Annotated in this window: 15 protein-coding genes; 10 read left to right on the forward strand and 5 right to left on the reverse strand. The window is 45.4% G+C overall.

From position 1 onward, the window contains the following. The first annotated feature begins 164 nt into the window (after positions 1 to 164). The 7 genes from hrpA to F0231_RS12330 all read left to right on the forward strand — a co-directional run bounded on the left by hrpA (position 165) and on the right by F0231_RS12330 (position 9,804). The gene (gene hrpA, locus F0231_RS12300; RefSeq protein ID WP_253825793.1) at positions 165 to 4,016 is read left to right on the forward strand and encodes an ATP-dependent RNA helicase HrpA; all 3,852 of its coding nucleotides are present in this window, start codon (positions 165 to 167) and stop codon (positions 4,014 to 4,016) included. A gap of 104 nt (positions 4,017 to 4,120) precedes the next feature. Next, positions 4,121 to 4,615 (forward strand): outer membrane beta-barrel protein, encoded by a 495-nt coding sequence (locus F0231_RS12305; RefSeq protein WP_171760027.1) that lies wholly within the window; start codon positions 4,121 to 4,123, stop codon positions 4,613 to 4,615. A gap of 182 nt (positions 4,616 to 4,797) precedes the next feature. Beyond that, positions 4,798 to 6,597, forward strand: coding sequence for an ABC transporter ATP-binding protein/permease (locus tag F0231_RS12310; protein ID WP_171760028.1), 1,800 nt, complete (start codon positions 4,798 to 4,800; stop codon positions 6,595 to 6,597). A 71-nt stretch (positions 6,598 to 6,668) separates the two neighbouring features. Continuing rightward, positions 6,669 to 7,988 (forward strand): AarF/ABC1/UbiB kinase family protein, encoded by a 1,320-nt coding sequence (locus F0231_RS12315; protein WP_171760029.1) that lies wholly within the window; start codon positions 6,669 to 6,671, stop codon positions 7,986 to 7,988. 148 nt (positions 7,989 to 8,136) lie between these two features. Further along, on the forward strand, positions 8,137 to 8,661 hold the full coding sequence (locus tag F0231_RS12320) for a porin family protein (RefSeq protein ID WP_171760030.1): 525 nt from the start codon (positions 8,137 to 8,139) through the stop codon (positions 8,659 to 8,661). A gap of 135 nt (positions 8,662 to 8,796) precedes the next feature. Beyond that, positions 8,797 to 9,345, forward strand: a complete 549-nt coding sequence (locus tag F0231_RS12325; protein WP_171760031.1) for a glutathione peroxidase — start codon at positions 8,797 to 8,799, stop codon at positions 9,343 to 9,345. A 9-nt stretch (positions 9,346 to 9,354) separates the two neighbouring features. Next, positions 9,355 to 9,804, forward strand: coding sequence for a DUF3429 domain-containing protein (locus tag F0231_RS12330; RefSeq protein WP_171760032.1), 450 nt, complete (start codon positions 9,355 to 9,357; stop codon positions 9,802 to 9,804). A 65-nt stretch (positions 9,805 to 9,869) separates the two neighbouring features. Here the strand turns inward: F0231_RS12330 and F0231_RS12335 are convergent, their stop codons facing one another. Next, positions 9,870 to 11,129 carry a dicarboxylate/amino acid:cation symporter gene (locus F0231_RS12335; protein WP_171760033.1) on the reverse strand — a complete coding sequence of 420 codons (1,260 nt, stop codon included), beginning with the start codon at positions 11,127 to 11,129 and terminating at the stop codon, positions 9,870 to 9,872. A gap of 533 nt (positions 11,130 to 11,662) precedes the next feature. Between F0231_RS12335 and F0231_RS12340 the strand changes: the two genes are divergently transcribed. From F0231_RS12340 to F0231_RS12350, 3 genes are read left to right on the forward strand one after another with little or no spacing between them, the layout of a single operon-like run. Beyond that, the gene (locus F0231_RS12340; RefSeq protein ID WP_171760034.1) at positions 11,663 to 12,397 is read left to right on the forward strand and encodes a hypothetical protein; all 735 of its coding nucleotides are present in this window, start codon (positions 11,663 to 11,665) and stop codon (positions 12,395 to 12,397) included. Between the two features lie 14 nt (positions 12,398 to 12,411). Further along, complete coding sequence (locus F0231_RS12345) at positions 12,412 to 13,317, forward strand: hypothetical protein (protein ID WP_171760035.1); 906 nt, start codon at positions 12,412 to 12,414, stop codon at positions 13,315 to 13,317. Beyond that, the gene (locus tag F0231_RS12350) at positions 13,317 to 13,997 is read left to right on the forward strand and encodes a hypothetical protein (RefSeq protein WP_171760036.1); all 681 of its coding nucleotides are present in this window, start codon (positions 13,317 to 13,319) and stop codon (positions 13,995 to 13,997) included. The genes F0231_RS12345 and F0231_RS12350 overlap by 1 nt, the downstream gene beginning before the upstream one ends. Positions 13,998 to 14,075: 78 nt before the next feature. On the opposite strand, the gene trpA is transcribed toward F0231_RS12350, so the two are convergent. Genes trpA through trpD form a run of 4 tightly spaced genes read right to left on the reverse strand, consistent with a single transcriptional unit; the run spans position 14,076 to position 18,567 of the window. Continuing rightward, the gene (gene trpA, locus F0231_RS12355) at positions 14,076 to 14,882 is read right to left on the reverse strand and encodes a tryptophan synthase subunit alpha (protein WP_171760037.1); all 807 of its coding nucleotides are present in this window, start codon (positions 14,880 to 14,882) and stop codon (positions 14,076 to 14,078) included. Further along, positions 14,882 to 16,072, reverse strand: a complete 1,191-nt coding sequence (gene trpB, locus F0231_RS12360; RefSeq protein ID WP_171760038.1) for a tryptophan synthase subunit beta — start codon at positions 16,070 to 16,072, stop codon at positions 14,882 to 14,884. The genes trpA and trpB overlap by 1 nt, the downstream gene beginning before the upstream one ends. 51 nt (positions 16,073 to 16,123) lie before the next feature. Next, positions 16,124 to 17,551, reverse strand: a complete 1,428-nt coding sequence (trpCF, locus tag F0231_RS12365; protein WP_171760039.1) for a bifunctional indole-3-glycerol-phosphate synthase TrpC/phosphoribosylanthranilate isomerase TrpF — start codon at positions 17,549 to 17,551, stop codon at positions 16,124 to 16,126. A 17-nt stretch (positions 17,552 to 17,568) separates the two neighbouring features. Further along, positions 17,569 to 18,567 carry an anthranilate phosphoribosyltransferase gene (gene trpD / locus F0231_RS12370; protein ID WP_171760040.1) on the reverse strand — a complete coding sequence of 333 codons (999 nt, stop codon included), beginning with the start codon at positions 18,565 to 18,567 and terminating at the stop codon, positions 17,569 to 17,571. Between the last annotated feature and the right edge of the window lie 10 nt (positions 18,568 to 18,577).

Genomic DNA, 18,577 nt, shown 5'->3' on the forward strand with positions numbered 1-18,577 from the left:
TGGGCGTTTAGTCTCTGATATGTGATACAATTCACGCAGTTTTATCGATAAAGAAATAGATAGGTAACGCTTTGACTTCGTCACAGCCAAAAAAAACGACCGCACCTGACAATAACCCTCAGGCAAACAGCGCGGCGTCACTTCGTAAAGCACTCAGTCAGTGCATGATCAAAGACCGATTTCGTTTAAGTAAACGCATCGCAGGGGCAAGTAAAATTAACAAAGAAGCCTCTCGCAATGCTGTGTTTGACGAGATCGCTTTAGACATTGCTAAATCCATGATGGACGTGGAACAGCGTGGCAGTTATACGCCAACGATCGAATACCCAGAAATCCTGCCAGTCAGCCAGAAACGTGATGACATCGCTAAAGCGATTGAAGAGAACCAAGTGGTTATCGTTGCGGGTGAAACGGGCTCGGGTAAAACCACTCAGCTACCAAAAATATGTGCCGAGCTTGGCCGCGGTAAGTTTGGTCTAATTGGTCACACTCAGCCACGTCGATTGGCTGCTCGTTCGGTTGCCAATCGCATTGCCGAAGAGATGGAAACCAAGCTTGGTGAGTTTGTCGGTTATAAAGTTCGTTTTAACGATCAAATTTCTGACAATACGCAAATCAAGTTGATGACAGACGGTATTCTACTGGCTGAGATTCAACACGACCGTTTCTTAAATCAATATGACACCATCATTATCGATGAAGCGCACGAGCGCAGTCTAAACATCGATTTCATCTTGGGTTACTTGAAAGAGTTGCTTCCTCGTCGCCCAGATCTAAAAGTGATTATTACTTCTGCGACGATTGACCCAGAGCGTTTCTCTAAGCACTTTAGTAATGCGCCAATCATTGAAGTGTCTGGTCGTACTTACCCAGTAGATACACGTTATCGACCTCTGCGTGGTGACGATGATGTGGAGCGAGACCAACTCGAAGGTATCTTTGAAGCGGTTGATGAGCTATGTGATGAAGGGTTAGGCGACATTCTGATTTTCATGAACGGTGAACGTGAGATTCGTGATACCGCTGATGCACTGGCGAAACGCAACTTAAAGAGCACAGAAATTGTTCCTCTATATGCGCGACTGTCGGCTGGTGAACAGAATAAAATCTTCCAACCGCATACTGGTCGTCGCATTGTATTAGCAACCAACGTAGCGGAAACCTCGCTGACCGTTCCGGGCATTAAGTACGTTATCGACCCAGGTACAGCACGTATTAGTCGATACAGCTATCGTACTAAAGTACAGCGCCTTCCAATTGAGCCAGTTTCGCAAGCAAGTGCCAATCAGCGTAAAGGTCGTTGTGGTCGTGTCGCTGAAGGTATTTGTATTCGTCTTTATTCAGAGGACGATTTTAACTCTCGCCCTGAGTTTACCGATCCAGAAATTTTACGTACCAACTTGGCTTCCGTTATCTTACAAATGACGGCAATTGGCCTAGGCGATATTGAAGCATTCCCATTTGTTGAAGCGCCGGATAAGCGCAACATCCAAGATGGCGTAAAACTGCTTGAAGAGCTTGGTGCCATCAACGAGAAAGCGAAAGATACCGGTTCTCAAGGTGGTAAGAAACGCCTAACCGCAACCGGTCGTCAGCTTGCTCGACTGCCAATCGACCCAAGACTTGCTCGTATGGTACTTGAAGCGCCTAAGTATGGCGCACTAAAAGAGTTGATGGTGATTGCATCGGCGCTGTCGATTCAAGACCCGCGTGAGCGTCCTAGCGATAAGCAGCAATCTTCTGATGATAAGCACAAACGTTTCTTCCATGAGGAGTCGGACTTCCTGACGTTTGTGAACCTTTGGGACTACATTCAGAAACAGCAGAAGAAGCTATCGGGTAATCAATTCCGCAAGCAGTGTAAGCAAGACTACTTAAGCTACCTACGTGTGCGTGAGTGGCAAGATGTTTACTTCCAGGTGCATCAAGCGATGCGTGAAATGGACTTTAAACTTAACGACGAGCCAGCGTCTTACCAAGGTGTTCACTCTGCGATCTTAGTTGGTTTGCTTTCTCATATCGGTATGAAAGACCAAGAGAAAAATGAGTACCAAGGCGCTCGTAACGCTCGTTTCCACATCTTCCCAGCGTCAGGCCTTTTCAAAAAGCAGCCTAAATGGATCATGTCAGCGGAACTGGTCGAAACCTCGAAACTTTGGGGACGCATCATTGCAAAAATCCAACCAGAGTGGATTGAACCGTTAGCAAAACACCTAATCAAGCGCAGTTACAGTGAGCCACATTGGTCGAAGAAACGTTCAGCGGTGATGGCGCACGAAAAAGTGATGCTTTACGGGGTACCCATTGTTCCTAAACGTTTGGTTAACTATGGCAGCATCGATCCAACGGTAAGCCGCGAAATTTTTGTTCGCAGTGCGCTGGTGGAAGGTGAGTGGGAAACCAAACACGCGTTCTTTAAGCAGAACAGAAAACTGCTGCAAGAAGTTGAAGAACTCGAGCATAAATCGCGTCGTCGTGACATCTTGGTTGATGACGATGAGCTGTTTGATTTTTATGATCAACGTGTCGGTACCGAGGTCGTTTCAGGCAAACACTTTGATACTTGGTGGAAGAAAGCCTCAAAAGAGAACAGTGAACTGCTCAACTTTGAAAAAGAGATGCTGTTCAAAGGCGATGCAAGCCATGTTACCGATTTGGATTACCCGAACTTCTGGCACCAAAATGGCCTTAAGCTAAAACTGAGCTACCAATTTGAACCAGGTGAAGACAACGATGGCGTGACGGTTCACCTACCGTTACCTATTTTAAACCAAGTTGAACAATCGGGTTTTGATTGGCAGATTCCAGGTCTACGCCACGAGTTGGTGGTGAGCTTGATTAAGTCATTACCAAAAACAGTGCGCAAGAACTTTGTCCCTGCGCCAAACTACGCCGATGCTTTCTTAGCACGTTGTACGCCAATGGAAGCACCACTGCTGGATTCTCTTGAGAAAGAGCTTCGCCGTATGACCGGTGTTGAGGTGCTGCGTGAAGAGTGGAATCTTGAACAGATCCCTGACCACCTTAAAGTGACCTTCCGCGCTGTAGATCATCGTAACCGTAAGCTGAAAGAGAACCGCGATCTGCACGAGCTTAAAGAGAGCTTGAAAGATAAGGTTCAAGAGACCTTATCGAAGGTTGCTGACGATGATATCGAGCAAAAAGGACTGCATACTTGGAGCTTTGGTGAGTTGCCAAAAGTGTATCAGCAAAAGCGCGGCGGCTACGATGTGAAAGCCTACCCAGCGATTGTTGACGGCAAAGACAGTGTTGAAATCAAGCTGTACGAAACTGAGCATGAGCAAGTCACTGCGATGAAAGCCGGTCAGCGTCGTTTGATCTTGCTAAACGTACCGTCACCAATTAAATACTTACACTCTAATTTGCCAAACAAATCGAAGTTAGGTTTGTACTTTAACCCATACGGTAAGGTGCTTGATCTGATTGATGACTGTATCGCTTGTGGTATTGATAAGCTGATAGAGGAGAAGGGCGGTCTTGTTTGGCAGCCAGATGAATTTGAGCAGCTAAAAGAGCACGTTCGAGCTGAGTTGGGCGATACCGTTGTAGAGATCGCACAGCAAGTTGAGACCATTCTTACCACGGCGTTCAACATCAATAAGAAGTTAAAAGGTAAGATCGATTTCACAATGGCGTTTGCTCTGTCAGATATCAAAGCTCAGATTGAAGGACTTATCTTTAAGGGCTTTGCCACTGAGTGTGGTTGGAAACGTCTGCCAAACATCTTGCGCTACATGAAAGCGATAGAGCGTCGAATGGAAAAGCTGCCAATCGATCCAAATAAAGATCGCTTACACATGCTGAAAATTGAATCGGTCACTCAAGATTACAAAGAGTTACTTAACAAGATACCTAAAGGTGTTGCGATTCCTGATAATGTGCAGGAAGTTCGTTGGATGATAGAAGAATTGCGCGTAAGTTACTTTGCTCAGCAGTTGGGGACGCCTTACCCAGTATCAGACAAGCGAGTTAAAATGGCTATTGACGCTTGCTAGGCATATTTATTGCATGACTATTAAGTATTGATCGGAAAATTGACTATACTGGCAGAGGTTTGCCGTTGCAGGCCTCTGCTAAAAATAACTAGAGAAGGTTTATTATGAAAAAGACACTACTAGCGCTAGCTTTAATCGGCGCATCAGCTACAGCTTCTGCGGATTCTTGGATTTACGGTAGCGCAAGTGTGGGTCAGGCGGATCTTGGTAACGAGTCTTCGACTTCTTACAATGTACACGTGGGTACAGGCATCCTTCCTTTCATCGGCCTTGAAGCGGGTTACCAAAACTTTGGTGAGTTTGACAACGTCAACTACGGCAACGTTACATTCAACAACCTTGAAGGTTCAGCAGTTTATTTTGCGGCTAAGCCAAGCATCGATTTTGGCCCACTGCATGTTTACGCAAAAGCAGGTCTGCACTCTTACGAGCTAACTGGCGGCAGCTTTAAAGAAGACGAAATCGACATGATGTATGGTGTTGGTGCAGAGTACTTTGTTATGGGCCCTATTTCTCTAGGTGCTAGCTACAATGTATTCTCGATGAAAGAAGAAGATGTGAAGAACTTCTCTCTTAACGCGACGTTCCATTTCCTATAATCTGAACGTTCAGTTAATCCCAAAAGCCTGACTTCGGTCGGGCTTTTTTGTCTCTGAAATTATCCCAAAACAGACTGAGCAATCGGCCTCAGCGCACACTATCGATGGGGATCACTTGCGAATATCAATTGCGCCCCAATAACTTAGTTATGAGTCTAAAAATCGAAACATAAGGCGTATTGATGCAGTCTAATCCAAGCTTAGAGTCGGATGCCAACAGCGCAGATAGCAGCAAGAAGAACCTTGGCATACTGTTCGAACTTTTTAAATTTATCCAGCCATATCGACTCAAGGTCTTTGCCGCCCTTATCGCATTGGTGGCAACGGCTTCATTGACGTTAACGGTAGGCCACGGCGTAAGAATCTTAATCGACCAAGGACTTGCACAGCAGTCGACCGCAGAGCTCGGTAGCGCGATTGGCTTTATTCTCGTCATCACGTTACTGATTTCTATCGGTACGTTTTTTCGTTTCTATTTGGTGTCGTCAGTTGGCGAACGAGTCAGTGCGGATATTCGCTTAGCGGTGTTTAATCATGTGGTGACCCTCCACCCAAGTTATTTTGAGACGAACAGCAGTGGCGACATCATGTCGAGAATAACGACGGATACGACCTTGCTACAAAGTATTATCGGCTCGTCTTTCTCTATGGCAATGCGCAGCGCACTTATGTGTGTTGGCGCCATCATCATGCTGTTTGCCACCAATATTAAGCTCACCTTAATCGTATTGGCCTCTGTGCCGTTCATTCTTGTTCCAATTCTGTTCTATGGGCGAAAAGTGAGGGCTTTATCGCGCCAAAGCCAAGACTCGATGGCGGATGTGGGCAGCTACGCAGGAGAGGCGATCGAGCACATCAAAACCGTACAGAGTTATAGCAGAGAGGCTCATGAGAAAAGCCATTTTTCCACCGAAGTCGAAAAAGCGTACGAGATAGGGCGTAAGCGAGTAAAGCAGCGCGCCATATTGATTTCTGGGGTGATTGTCATCGTATTCAGCGCTATTTCAGGCATGCTTTGGGTCGGTGGCAGCGACGTCATTCACGGCACTATGTCGGCTGGCGATCTTGGTGCGTTTGTCTTTTACGCCATAATGGTGGCTTCGTCGCTCGCGACCATTTCGGAAGTGATGGGAGAGCTGCAGCGTGCGGCAGGTGCGACTGAACGTTTGGTCGAAATACTTCAAGTACAAAGTGATATTGAGGCTCCTGTTGCCTCCACATCAACTAAGCAGCCAAATGCCGCAGAAATCCGTTTTGACAACGTCGATTTTTACTATCCTTCGAGGCCTGATAGCGTAGCAGTGAAGGAACTCAACCTTACCGCGAAAGAGGGTAAAGTCTTAGCTTTAGTCGGCCCATCTGGTGCGGGGAAAAGCACGCTATTTGAATTAATGCAACGCTTTTACGACCCTCAAAAAGGTAAGGTCATGCTAGGCAATGTGGATATCAAAGAGTTGGCACCACAGGCGCTGCGAGACCAAATGGCACTCGTACCGCAGCAGCCGGCATTGTTCAGTAATGATGTCTTCTACAATATTCGTTATGGCAACCCGGAGGCAACCGATGAGCAAGTCATTGAGGCTGCCAAAAAAGCGCACGCCCACGACTTTATTATGAAATTGCCAAAGGGATACAGTAGCTTCTTGGGTGAGCGAGGTGTGCGTTTGTCTGGGGGGCAACGACAACGTATTGCGATTGCTCGAGCGATACTCAAAGATCCAAATATTTTGCTTTTAGATGAAGCGACCAGCGCGCTAGACAGTGAGAGCGAGCACCATGTTCAGCAAGCGCTTGAAGAGCTGATGAAAAATAGAACAACAATCATTATTGCCCACAGACTCTCTACCATTCAGCACGCAGATCAAATTGCGGTCTTTGATCATGGTGAGCTGGTGGATGTAGGCAATCACGCCCAGTTAATGGATAGTTGTCTGTTATACCAACGTTTAGTCGACTTACAATTTAAGCAGTTCTCGTCTTAATGATATTCAAGGCAATGAGCTGAATAGACTCGATTTGCGTATACAAGGACGAATCCAAGAGAGAATTATTCATGTCGATAAAAGAAACCAACATACCGACGCACAGAGTGTCGAGGTTCGGAAAACTCGCATCATTGGCGACAAGAGTGGCAGGTAATGTGATTGCAGAAGGGACCAAACAGCTCGCTCAGGGGAATAGGCCTAAAGCAAAAGAGTTGCTACTTACGCCAACCAACATCGCTAGACTTACCGAGCAACTGGCTCATCTTAGAGGTGCTGCGATGAAACTTGGTCAGATGCTGTCTATGGATGCCGGTGATATTTTAGAACCAGAGCTTGCGGACATTTTGGCTAGGCTTCGCTCAGATGCAGACCCGCTTCCGGCAAAGCAGCTCAACCAAGTGATGGAGCAAGCGTTAGGCGTTCAATGGAAAATGGAGTTTACTGCATTCAACTTTAAGCCGATTGCGAGTGCATCTATTGGTCAGGTACACCAAGCTTATAGTGATGCTGGTGAAAAGATCGCGGTCAAGGTTCAGTATCCGGGAATCAGAAAGAGTATTGATAGCGATGTCGATAATGTCGGCACTCTATTAAATGTCGTCGGTTTGATTCCAAAATCTGTCGACTACAAAGGCCTATTGGAAGATGCAAAAAAACAGTTGCATGATGAGGCCGATTACCAACGAGAAGCCGATTTTGCCGAGCGCTATCGATCTGCCTTAGCTGACAAACCTCAGTTTATGGTGCCAAACATTCACCGCACCATCACCTCAGAGTCAGTGTTAGCGATGGACTTTATTGAAGGGGTACCCATAGAGCAAATCGAATCACTCGATCAGGCTACCCGAGATGCGGTAATGCATCACTTGTTGGAGTTAATGTTTGATGAGCTGTTTGAATACAAGATGGTTCAGACGGATCCTAACTTCGCAAACTACGTTTATTGTGAGCAAACGCGACGGATTGGTTTGCTCGATTTCGGTGCGACGAGAGAGTACAGCGACCGCATCAGTGAAGGGTATCGAGGAGCGTTTAAAGCGGTTGTGCAAAATGATGAGCAGGCTTTGAATCAATCACTCGAACAAATTGGTTTCTTTAGCCAAGATATTATGCCGCAGCAACGCCAAGCGATATTGAACCTAGTTAAACTCGCGTGCGAACCGATGTTAGTGGAGCAAGAATACGACTTCAAAGAGAGTGGACTTGCTCAGCGGTTACGAGAAGCAGGAACGGTTCTAAGTATGGAACAAGACTATTGGCATACTCCCCCGGCTGATGCGCTGTTTTTGCATAGGAAAATTGGAGGAATGTATCTATTGGCTGCAAGATTAGGCGCTAGAGTCAACATTAGAAAGATATCCTTGCCTCACCTCGGCCTAAAAAGGTGAACGAATAGGGCGTTAATCAGTTTAGAGCTTGGGTGTTTTAAAAGTTCAATGTGGTCTTCTTACTCGACTTTCTATCAACATCTACAAAAATTCCACGCAAACATTGATTTAATAGTATGTCGTTTTGTTTTAATGTCGGTGTTTAATAATGAAAAAAACTCTAATCCTCATTTCCTTAGCTACTTTTGCTGGAGGGGCGAGTGCAGATTCGTGGCTTTATGGTGGTATTCAGGCTGGTCAGTCAAACTTTGCTAGTGAAAAAGGGACAGCGTTTGGCATTCATGCGGGAACAGGGATTCTACCAATTTTTGGCTTAGAAGCCGGTTATTTTAACCATGGGTCAATTGATCTTACTCTTTCTGGTGATTCGAATCAAAAAGGTAGCGCTGATGCTTCTTCTTTCTATTTTGCTACCAAACCGAGTATTGATTTCGGTCCTTTCCATATTTACGCTAAAGGTGGCATAAATAGTTACAAAGTAAGCTATTCAGGTGCGTTGGATTCTATTTCTGATGATACAGGAGTTGGGGTTATGTATGGTGTAGGGGCTGAGTATTCAATACTTCCTGGCATAACTGTGGGTGCAAGTTATCAGTCTTTTGGTTTGAAAATTGAGGATTCAAGTGATCGTGTTAATAGTATGACGTTGAATGCTACGCTGCATTTCTTATAAGCGCTCTAAACGGTCAAAAATGGCGACCAGATAAATGGTCGCCTCAGTAAATCTTAGAAAGATATCCTTACTTGTATATAGAGTGATCATATTTATGCCTTTCGCAGTAATAGTGTAGAAACTAACTCGTGAGGCATGATAATGAACATACTCCCGTCCATAGTCGCTACGGCTACCCTTTTAAGCTCATCTTTGACGTTTGCCAATACATGCCCAGACATTCTGAAAGGGCAGCAGCGTTTACTTAACTCTACTGATGTAGTGAGTTTGTGTGAGGAGTTTGCTGGTAAAACCTTACTTATTGTTAATACTGCGAGCCAGTGTGGCTTCACATCTCAATATGCCGAGTTAGAGCAACTTCACCAACAGTTTAAAGATCAAGGTTTTGCGGTTGTCGGTTTTCCGAGTAATGACTTTCGCCAAGACAAAGGGTCAGAGGAACAGACTGCGAAAGTCTGCTATCTCGATTATGGCGTTACGTTTCCGATGATGGCACGAACGCAAGTTAGGGGAGCTAACGCTAACCCTGTCTTCTCTAAAATCAGTGAACAAGCAGGTGTCTCTCCAAAGTGGAACTTTTACAAGTTTCTTATAAGTAAAGAGGGGAGTGTTATCGCGACCTTTCCGAGCACGATGAAACCGACGGACCCTACGCTAGTAAACACCATCAAACAGCAGTTGTAGGAGGCGGCGATGAACTCTTCTAATAAAACAATGCTCTCACTCGGCTATTTGGGGCTTCTGCCATTCCTATTGGGTGTCGTAATGATGGCGACAAACATGAGTGTAGTAGGCATTGCAGGCAGTACGGTGTTTGCATCATACAGTGCGGTCATACTGAGTTTTCTGTCGGGCGTGCTTTGGGGAAAAGGCCTAGAGAAAATGCAAGACAAAACCAGCAGATATGCTCTGGTTTTGAGTAATGTTTTTGCCTTGTTAGTGTGGGGCCTTATGGTGCAAACAGGCGTGAGCTTTGAGTGGGTGATTGTTATGCTCGGACTTGGATTCATCTCTGTTTGGTACGTAGAGAAAAGAGTTTGGCACGCCGATGACAACACAAAGCGAGGTCATTATCTAAACATGCGAAAAAGGCTCACATGCAGTGTCGTGGTTCTCCATATAGGTGCATTGGTCTTCTCATAATTTAGCAAGCTCACCAAAAACAAAAAGCCACTCAATTGAGTGGCTTTATCATGTTCATTTGATGCTTAAGCTTGCTGCTTCTGAAGCTCAGCTTCTTTTTCTTCGTCTTCAATCAAAGCGTCAACGATAACGGCACACGCTGCATCACCAGTGATGTTTAGTGCTGTACGAATCATGTCGAAGATACGGTCAAGAGCGAACAGTAGTGGTAGACCTTCGATTGGAATGCCAGCCGCTAGAAGTACTGCAACAACAAGGAATGAAGGACCAGGAACACCTGCTTGGCCTACTGCACCTAACGTAGAAGTTACGATGATTGCAATGTAAGCGCCCATGCCTAGGTCGATGTTGAACAACTGTGCAAAGAAGATAGCCACAAGACCGTAGTAGATAGCGTTACCAGACATGTTGATTGTCGCACCAAGTGGTAGAACAAATGATGCTGTTGAGTTCTTAACGCCTAGCTCATGCTCAACCGTGTCCATAGTGACTGGAAGTGTCGCCATTGAAGACGCTGTAGACAGTGCTACTGCTTGAGGCTTTTTCATTGCCGTTAGGAACTTCTTCGCAGAGGTTTTAGTGAAGATATGAACCATTAGCGGGTAAGCAACGAAACCAAATACTAGGATAGCCGCTACATAAACAACGAATAGCTTAAACACTACCATTAGAGCGCCAAAACCGAACGTACCCACAGCTTCTGCCATTAGGCCGAATACACCGATAGGTGCAATGACCATCACCTTGTTGATCATCCAAACCATCGCATCAACAATGCAGTTTACGCCGTTGATGATTGGGTCGCGACGTTCTTTCGCTTGCTTAGAGATAGCAATACCGAAGAATAGACAGAAAACAAGGATCTGTAGGATGTTAGCGTCATTCAGTGATTGGAAAACGTTGGTTGGGATCATACCTGTTACGGTAGCCCAGAAAGTAGGAAGTTCACCTTTCGACGCGTATTCAGCTGAGAACATGCCTTCAACGCCAGAAACGTCGATACCCATGCCAGGCTTGAATACTTCACCCATGATTAGTGCTAGAGCGACAGCCAGTGCTGAAGTCAAACCAAAGTAGCCCAGTGTGACTAGACCAACTTTACCCGCTGATTGGCTATTACCAAGACCAGCAGCACCTGAAATAAGTGCAACGGCAACCAATGGGATAACGAGCATCTTGATCAAGTTGATGAAGATAGCACCAAGTGGAGCAAACATTGTTGCGCTTTCGCCCATGAAGGCACCCACTGCAGTACCTACGATCATGGCGATGACAACTTGTACGCCAATATTGCTAAGCAAACCTTTTTCTTTTAACACTTCCATAACCTCTGTGCTAACAAAATTTAATCTTTAATAATGAGCTAAATGAAGGAAAATCTTCTGTAGTTCATCAATTCGCCTCGCTTTTTACACGTAATCTTTACAAGTATCAATATGAAGCATTAACGAAATGTAGAAATAAATAGAAAAAAAATAGAATCTGGTGCTTTTTTACTCAAAGGCAAACGTTTGCTTTTGTGATTTCTATTGTAGTGCGGCGTTTTATTTATAAAGTCCATGATTTTTTCTTGTGTTGCAAAGAAGGCTAAATGTTAAATGATTGTGTGTTTGTGGCGTTGAGTTGTGAGTTGAAGTGCATAGTGTGCCGAAATGGTTTTTAGTCGAAATAACTTTCAGATTTTGAAATGTGAAACATTGTTGGTTATATGCTGTAACATCTGCCGATGGTGAGGTGTATATAGATAATCGTCATGACTTTTGATTCGATAGTGCAGGGTCTATTCTCTGATTTTCCATTGATGTTTATAGGCTTCTCCACGATAATTAAATGGATGTAACGTATAGAGAATCTAAGTATGTCGTCTCATTTAACGCAGCTTGCGTGGAAATATGGTCCTGTAAAGGTTGAAGATAAGCTTCTTCTGCTTGCGTTAGCTGAAATCGCAGATAACAAAGGTAATTTCCAAACCTCTGTAGAGGAGCTCCACCAACTGACTAGTATGGCTCAAGGTGTCATCAGTACTGTGCTGCGACATTTCATCTCGTCTAATATCTCGTTAATTCAGTTGAGCCCAAATCAAAGTAAATCTAATCCAGTTTTTAGTGGGGTGCTTTGCTTAGAAGGTCAAAGCTACATGAGTGAAAGTGAACGAGAGCAGATTGATTTACTCGCTCAAGTACAGCAGCAGCAAGAACGCCTTAATGCGAACAAACAAAACTCTAAAGGCAAGCTGAACCGAATGCAGCGTGCACAAGTCTCTCCCCTCAATTCATCCTCTTCACGTAAGCAGTACAATGTGATTGAGATTCATATGGAAGAGATTCACGCGTGGGCAGAAGGCATCATGTTCCAAAAAGGTGTACGTAACACGCAGGAAGTTTGGAATTCTCTTGTTGAAGATGTTCATGCCTCAGGTGAGAAGATTTTCGAGCTGGACAAGTTGATCAATCGACTCCACCAGAAAATTGACTACTTCAAAGATTTATCTTTCCGTGATCGTAGCTCCGGAAAAGCAAAACCCGTAAGACAATCAGCGCTGAGTTCCTTCGAAGAGAAAGCAGCGAATTATATGGCCCGATTTGACGATTAAAATGGTACCTACTTATGAGCCATGATTACAATAAACCTAAGAACATGAACGAGTTGGGTGACTCTTTTGAAGAACACCTGAAACGTCAAGGTCGAGTGGCTAAAAAGGTTGCGACGACCGTACCAGTGTACAACTATGGAAACAACTCTCGTTCGGTAGCTCAACATTCTACGAATCAATTACCTCGAACCAGTTCAGGCTTTTCTGTACAAGCAGAAGAGCGTATGAAGCGTTTCGAAAACAAAGAGCAAACAGGTCAAATCTTCCGTGTTTGGGCGATGCTGCTGGCAGCGTTTGGTTCTAAGCTTACCCACTTTTTTGGTGATGAACCGGATAGCACCTTTATGGCGTTTGCTGCGTCATTAACCCCTGATGGTTATAAAAGGCTAGAGGCGAACCTTTATGAGCGTTTAGACGAAGATAAAGAGTGGCCGCCGTCGATTGTTCGACTGAGCCAACTGGCTGACTCACCAACGAAAGAGGCGATGTACAACGCTCGTCAACGTCTGTTCCACAACCCTGTGCCGACCAACGAACTTGATCGAGTAGAACGGTATGTGAAACGCTACAAGATGAGCGAAGTGCGTAACTTTTCTGATCAATATTTTGAATCTGACTTTAACCGTCGTTACACCCAGTGGTTCCGTGAAGTGGTTCTACAAAATATGGACGAGCGATTGGCGGAAAGAGAGCAGACGATATCAGCCTCTATCGATTCATTGAATCCAACTGTGCACGATAAACGTGTGGATGGTGAAATTGAGACCGGCAAAGCATTCGATAATAAGTACGGTGCACGTATCCTCGAAATGTTAAAAGGGGAGCCTGCGGAGTTTGAAGAGATTGATGAGAAAGATCAGGTTGCCATAGAGCAAAGTAAACTCGCAAAACAAATCTTTGATAGCACCGAGAACGATTAATGCGCGAGTTTAATGTACTAGAGAGAGGGAATAATTACTTTCGTTGTCGCGTTGAAGGGATGCATTGTCGGATTGTTATTGACGAGTTCAGTAAGACTTTACCGCTTGGTGAACACCGCCTGCATGTCGAAGAGATCACCAATAAATATCAACACTTCGCCGATGATGCGGTGTTTAAGCTTACACTGCCTTATGAAGAGCAAGGGTGTATCGATATTTGCACGCTCAATACTGGAGCGAAAAATAACTTCACCTATCGCGCTTGTGTCCGTTTGGGGGGGAAGTGGGAGCCAATCTTGAACGAGTGGGTTTTTTCTACTTCTGTGCAAGAGAAAGTGAACAAGCTGGGTGAAGTGGTTCGGTCAGAACCTAAGCTTGTCGAAGTGGTGTTTAAAGAGACAATCTCGATGCCAAGTAAGCAGTTGTCGCTGTTTGGATTCGAATTGGTTAAAGGTTTAAACCCTAACCAGACCCCCATTTTCCATAAAGGGGTTACGGTAAAGAAAGGCAGTATTACGTTTATCGTTAATCATAGCTCGAAAACGATAGCTAGAGCTGGGACGGTTGTAAGACTGAATGTACCGGAGCTGATGCTCGATAATCCTGACTTTAAAGAAGACTACATGGCAGCGATTGATTACCGAGTGATCCGTCAGCGAAAGAAGCCCGCTCGAGCATAATACCGAACAGGACGAGACAGTTTGAATAAAAAAGGCAGCATATTGATATGCTGCCTTTTTCGTTCTATGCCGCTAACACTACTTTTGTGTCGCCGCTTTCATTGAAGAAACAAAGTTAGCCAGTTGCTTAAGCATCTCTTCTGGTTGTTCAACATTGTTCTCGATTATCTTAACCACGGCTGAACCCGAGATAGCACCAGCAGCACCAGCTTGAATCGCTTCCTTAACCTGCTCAGGAGCAGAGATACCGAAACCAAGCAATGCTGGTGGCGCATCGAACTTGTTTAAACGATCAAGCAGCGCCGTTACAGGCATGTTTGCTTTCGTTTCTGCACCGGTAACACCCGCGCGCGACAGAAGGTAAGTGTAACCGCCGCCGAGCTTAGACACTTGCTCTAATGTTTCATCACTTGCGGTAGGCGGAGCGATAAAGATAGGGTGGATACCGTGTTTTTCTGCGGCTGCGACAAACTCACCACTTTCATTGGTTGGTACATCGGCAATCAGTACAGAATCAATACCAGCTTTAGCACAGCGCTCATAGAAATTATCAACACCGCGTGAGTAAACTAGGTTAGCGTACATCAGTAGACCGATTGGCAAGTCTGGGTATTTAGCGCGGATTTGAGCAATCAGGTCGAAACAGATATCAGGCGTTGCCTTTGACTCTAGTGCACGGATGTTTGCACCTTGGATAGTTGGGCCGTCAGCAAGTGGATCAGAAAATGGAATACCTAGCTCTAGTGCGTCAGCGCCAGACTCTACTAACGTTTCCATAATCTTAAGGGATTGCTCAGGGTTAGGATCGCAAACCGTTACGAACGGGACAAAAGCGCCTTGGTTCTTTTCGTTTAGACGCGTAAACAGATTCTCATAACGGTTCATTAGATTGCTCCTTTTTGCTGAAGAATGTCGTGAACGGTGAAGATATCTTTATCCCCACGGCCTGATAAGTTAACAACCAATAGTTGCTCTTTTTCAGGGTTTTCACGCGCCATACGTAGAGCGTGAGCAAGTGCGTGTGAAGACTCTAACGCAGGGATAATGCCTTCGTTACGCGCCAATTCTTGGAACGCTTCTAGTGCTTCATCATCCGTTACGTTGTCGTATTCAGCACGGCCAATCGAGTTAAGGTGTGCGTGTTGTGGGCCAACTGATGGGAAATCTAGACCAGCTGAAACAGAGTAAGACTCTTCTACCTGACCATTTTCATCTTGCATCAGTGGTGCTTTCATACCAAAGAAAATACCTGTCTTGCCGTGTTTCAGTGGCGCACCATGTTGGTCAGTATCAATACCTTTACCAGCCGGTTCCACACCAATCAGGCGAACGCTCTCTTCTTCAATGAAATCAGCAAACATACCAATTGCGTTAGAACCACCGCCAACACAAGCGATAACTGCATCTGGAAGGCGGCCTTCGCGAGCTAAAATCTGGTTCTTTGTCTCTTCACCAATCATGCGCTGGAAATCACGAACGATGGTTGGGAATGGGTGAGGGCCCGCTGCAGTACCGAGTAAGTAGTGTGCTTCTTCGTAGCTTGCAGACCAATCGCGTAGCGCTTCGTTACAGGCATCTTTCAGTGTCGATGAACCAGAATGAACAGGGATTACCTCCGCGCCCATTAGCTTCATACGGAATACGTTCGGGCTTTGGCGTTCAACGTCTTTTGCACCCATGTAGACGCGACATTTCAGTCCAAGAAGTGCACATGCTAGTGCCGTTGCGACGCCGTGCTGACCCGCGCCAGTTTCCGCGATGATTTCCTCTTTACCCATGCGTTTTGCAAGCAGAGCTTGACCAAGCACTTGGTTTGTTTTGTGTGCGCCGCCGTGAAGTAGGTCTTCACGCTTTAGGTACAGTTTGGTTTTTGTACCTTTGGTTAGGTTACGAGTAAGCGTTAAGGCTGTTGGACGGCCTGCGTACTCTTGAAGAAGTGTCATGAACTCACTGCGAAACTCAGGATCTTCTTGCGCATCAATGAACGCTTGTTCTAATTGTTCCAGTGCTGGAACTAGAATTTGTGGTACGTATTGACCACCGTATTCGCCAAAGTAGGCATCTAATTTTGCCATGATATTTGTCCTTTAAATCTAAATAGCCCGATGGTGTCGAGCTACCAATAATTAGTAATTTCTTATCGCAGCGAAGGCTTGCTCTAATTTCTCAGCGTCTTTTTTACCGGGAGATGACTCCACGCCCGAGTTAAGGTCTAAGCCCAAGCAACCTTGCTGTGCTGCCTTTTGTGCATTAAACGGTGTAATACCACCTGCAAGCATGACTTCTGATCTATCACCAATAAGCGACCAGTCAAACACAAGCCCAGTGCCGCCCACTTGTTTGCCGACTTTGGTATCTAATAGGTGACGGTTAACGTGATTTCTTATTAGCGCAGGCATTTCATCTTGGACGCCATAAGCTTTCCAAATCTCAACACCGCTAGCCAATTGTTGGCGCAGTTCATCAACGAACGTTTGGTCTTCATCGCCATGCAATTGAACGGCTGCTAACCCAAGTTCATTCGTTATATCTACGATGGAATCAAGTGAATGGTTTTGGAACACACCAACGTATTTAAGTGGCGCACCGCTCATTGTCAAACGAGCTTCTTCTACGGTAACAAATCGTTTGGATTTCTCGACAAAAATTAAGCCGCCGAATACCGCGCCAGATTGGTAAACCTTCGCAGCGTCGTCTGGATGAGTGAGGCCACAAACCTTGTTCTCACCTAAAGTCACTTTACGCACAGCAAGCTCGAGGTTTTCTTCTGCCATTAAAGAGCTACCGATCAAGAAGCCATCAGCGAAAGTTGCTAGGTCTCGAACTTGTTGATGGGTGTAAATCCCAGACTCCGAAATCACGACCGCTTCAGGTGCTTTTTCTCGGATAGCAGGAGCAAGTTCTTTAGTACGGTTTAAGTCGGTCGACAGGTCGCGAAGGTTGCGGTTGTTGATACCGATCACTTGAGCGTTTAGTTCAATAGCACGCTCAAGCTCTGCTTCGTTACTCACTTCAGTAAGGATACCCATGTTGAGTGAGTGAGCGACATCAGCCAGTTGTTTGTATTCGTCATCATTGAGAACTGAGAGCATAAGTAAGATAGCATCTGCACTATAGTGACGAGCCAAATAGACTTGGTAAGTATCGACCATGAAGTCTTTACAGATTACTGGTTGCTTAACTTGGTTACGTACTTGCGGCAAAAAGTCGAAGTTACCTTGGAAATATTTTTCGTCGGTCAGAACCGAAATTGCATTTGCGTGGTTGTTATAAACAGAAGCAATATAATCCAGATCGAAGTCGTCACGGATAAGACCTTTAGATGGAGACGCTTTTTTACACTCAGTGATAAATACCGTTTGATCGTTACGAAGTGCTTGGTAAAAATCACGGTCAGAGGGCGTTAAGTCAGACTTGAAATCTTCTAGCGGTTGCGAAGCCTTACGTGCTTCAACCCATTCGTACTTATCACGAACGATTTTAGCGAGTACTTCTGCCATCTCCGCTTCTTTCACTGAAACGTGTGTGGACAACTTGTCGGTGGTTTGAGTCATCTTCTCTAATTCCGTTTTTATGCGTGCTCTGCCAACTGTTGAACCAGTTGGTAAGCCTTACCTGAATTCATTGCTTCGATAGCTTTTGCTGCGTTTGCCTTTAGATCTTCATGGCCAAAGAGACGCATAAGTAGCGCCACATTGACGGCAACCGCTCCAGCTTGTGCTTCTGTGCCTTTGCCAGTGAGAATGTTGGTCGTGATCGCCTTATTCTCTTCTGGGTCACCACCTTTGATTGCTTCAAGTGGGTGAGTGTTCAAACCGAAATCAGCTGGACTGATGGTGTACTCATGGATCTGACCGTCTTTGATTTCAGCAACCAGAGTTTCACCATGAATCGCAACTTCATCTAGACCGCTACCATGAACAACCGCTGCTCGCTTCATTCCCATTTGTAACATAGTTTCTGCAATAGGGCGTACTAGCTCTTTGCTGTATACACCCATCAATTCGATGTTCGGGCGAGCTGGGTTAATCAAAGGGCCCAGGATGTTAAAGATCGTGCGTGTTTTCAGAGTTTGACGCACAGGCATCGCATGGCGAACACCACCGTGATATTGAGGTGCAAACAAGAATGCAACGCCAAGTTTGTCTACGGCACTGCGAGTATCTTCTGCTGTCATCGCTAAGTTAATACCAAACGAGTCTAAAAGATCTGAAGAACCTGATTTGCTCGACACGCTACGGTTACCATGTTTGGCAACTTTTAAACCACACGCCGCAGCAACAAAAGCTGACGTGGTCGAGATATTGATAGTGTTGTGGCCGTCACCGCCTGTTCCTACGATATCGGCAAAGTCGTAATCCGGGCGAGGGAATGGATTCGCATTGGCAAGTAAAGCTTTGGCAGCACCTGCGATTTCGTCCGGTGTTTCGCCTTTAATCTTGAGTGCGGTTAATGCTGACGACATCAAAATTGGATCAAGCTCACCACGAATAATGGTGTCGAATAACTGTTGGCTCTCTTCTTGAGTCAATGACTGTTGGTCGTATAGCTTACTGATGATTTTTTCCATGACGTTGTCC

The sequence above is a fragment of the Vibrio sp. RE86 genome (assembly GCF_013114545.1).
GTDB lineage: Bacteria > Pseudomonadota > Gammaproteobacteria > Enterobacterales > Vibrionaceae > Vibrio.

Coding starts and splice junctions, on each gene's coding strand:
- F0231_RS12305 (WP_171760027.1), top strand. CDS start 4,121: ATGAAAAAGACACTACTAGCGCTAGCTTTAATCGGCGCATCAGCTACA.
- F0231_RS12335 (WP_171760033.1), bottom strand. CDS start 11,129: ATGGAAGTGTTAAAAGAAAAAGGTTTGCTTAGCAATATTGGCGTACAA.
- trpB (WP_171760038.1), bottom strand. CDS start 16,072: ATGGCAAAATTAGATGCCTACTTTGGCGAATACGGTGGTCAATACGTA.
- F0231_RS12325 (WP_171760031.1), top strand. CDS start 8,797: ATGATAATGAACATACTCCCGTCCATAGTCGCTACGGCTACCCTTTTA.
- F0231_RS12340 (WP_171760034.1), top strand. CDS start 11,663: ATGTCGTCTCATTTAACGCAGCTTGCGTGGAAATATGGTCCTGTAAAG.
- F0231_RS12330 (WP_171760032.1), top strand. CDS start 9,355: ATGAACTCTTCTAATAAAACAATGCTCTCACTCGGCTATTTGGGGCTT.
- hrpA (WP_253825793.1), top strand. CDS start 165: ATGATCAAAGACCGATTTCGTTTAAGTAAACGCATCGCAGGGGCAAGT.
- F0231_RS12315 (WP_171760029.1), top strand. CDS start 6,669: ATGTCGATAAAAGAAACCAACATACCGACGCACAGAGTGTCGAGGTTC.
- trpCF (WP_171760039.1), bottom strand. CDS start 17,551: ATGACTCAAACCACCGACAAGTTGTCCACACACGTTTCAGTGAAAGAA.
- trpA (WP_171760037.1), bottom strand. CDS start 14,882: ATGAACCGTTATGAGAATCTGTTTACGCGTCTAAACGAAAAGAACCAA.
- trpD (WP_171760040.1), bottom strand. CDS start 18,567: ATGGAAAAAATCATCAGTAAGCTATACGACCAACAGTCATTGACTCAA.
- F0231_RS12350 (WP_171760036.1), top strand. CDS start 13,317: ATGCGCGAGTTTAATGTACTAGAGAGAGGGAATAATTACTTTCGTTGT.
- F0231_RS12310 (WP_171760028.1), top strand. CDS start 4,798: ATGCAGTCTAATCCAAGCTTAGAGTCGGATGCCAACAGCGCAGATAGC.
- F0231_RS12320 (WP_171760030.1), top strand. CDS start 8,137: ATGAAAAAAACTCTAATCCTCATTTCCTTAGCTACTTTTGCTGGAGGG.
- F0231_RS12345 (WP_171760035.1), top strand. CDS start 12,412: ATGAGCCATGATTACAATAAACCTAAGAACATGAACGAGTTGGGTGAC.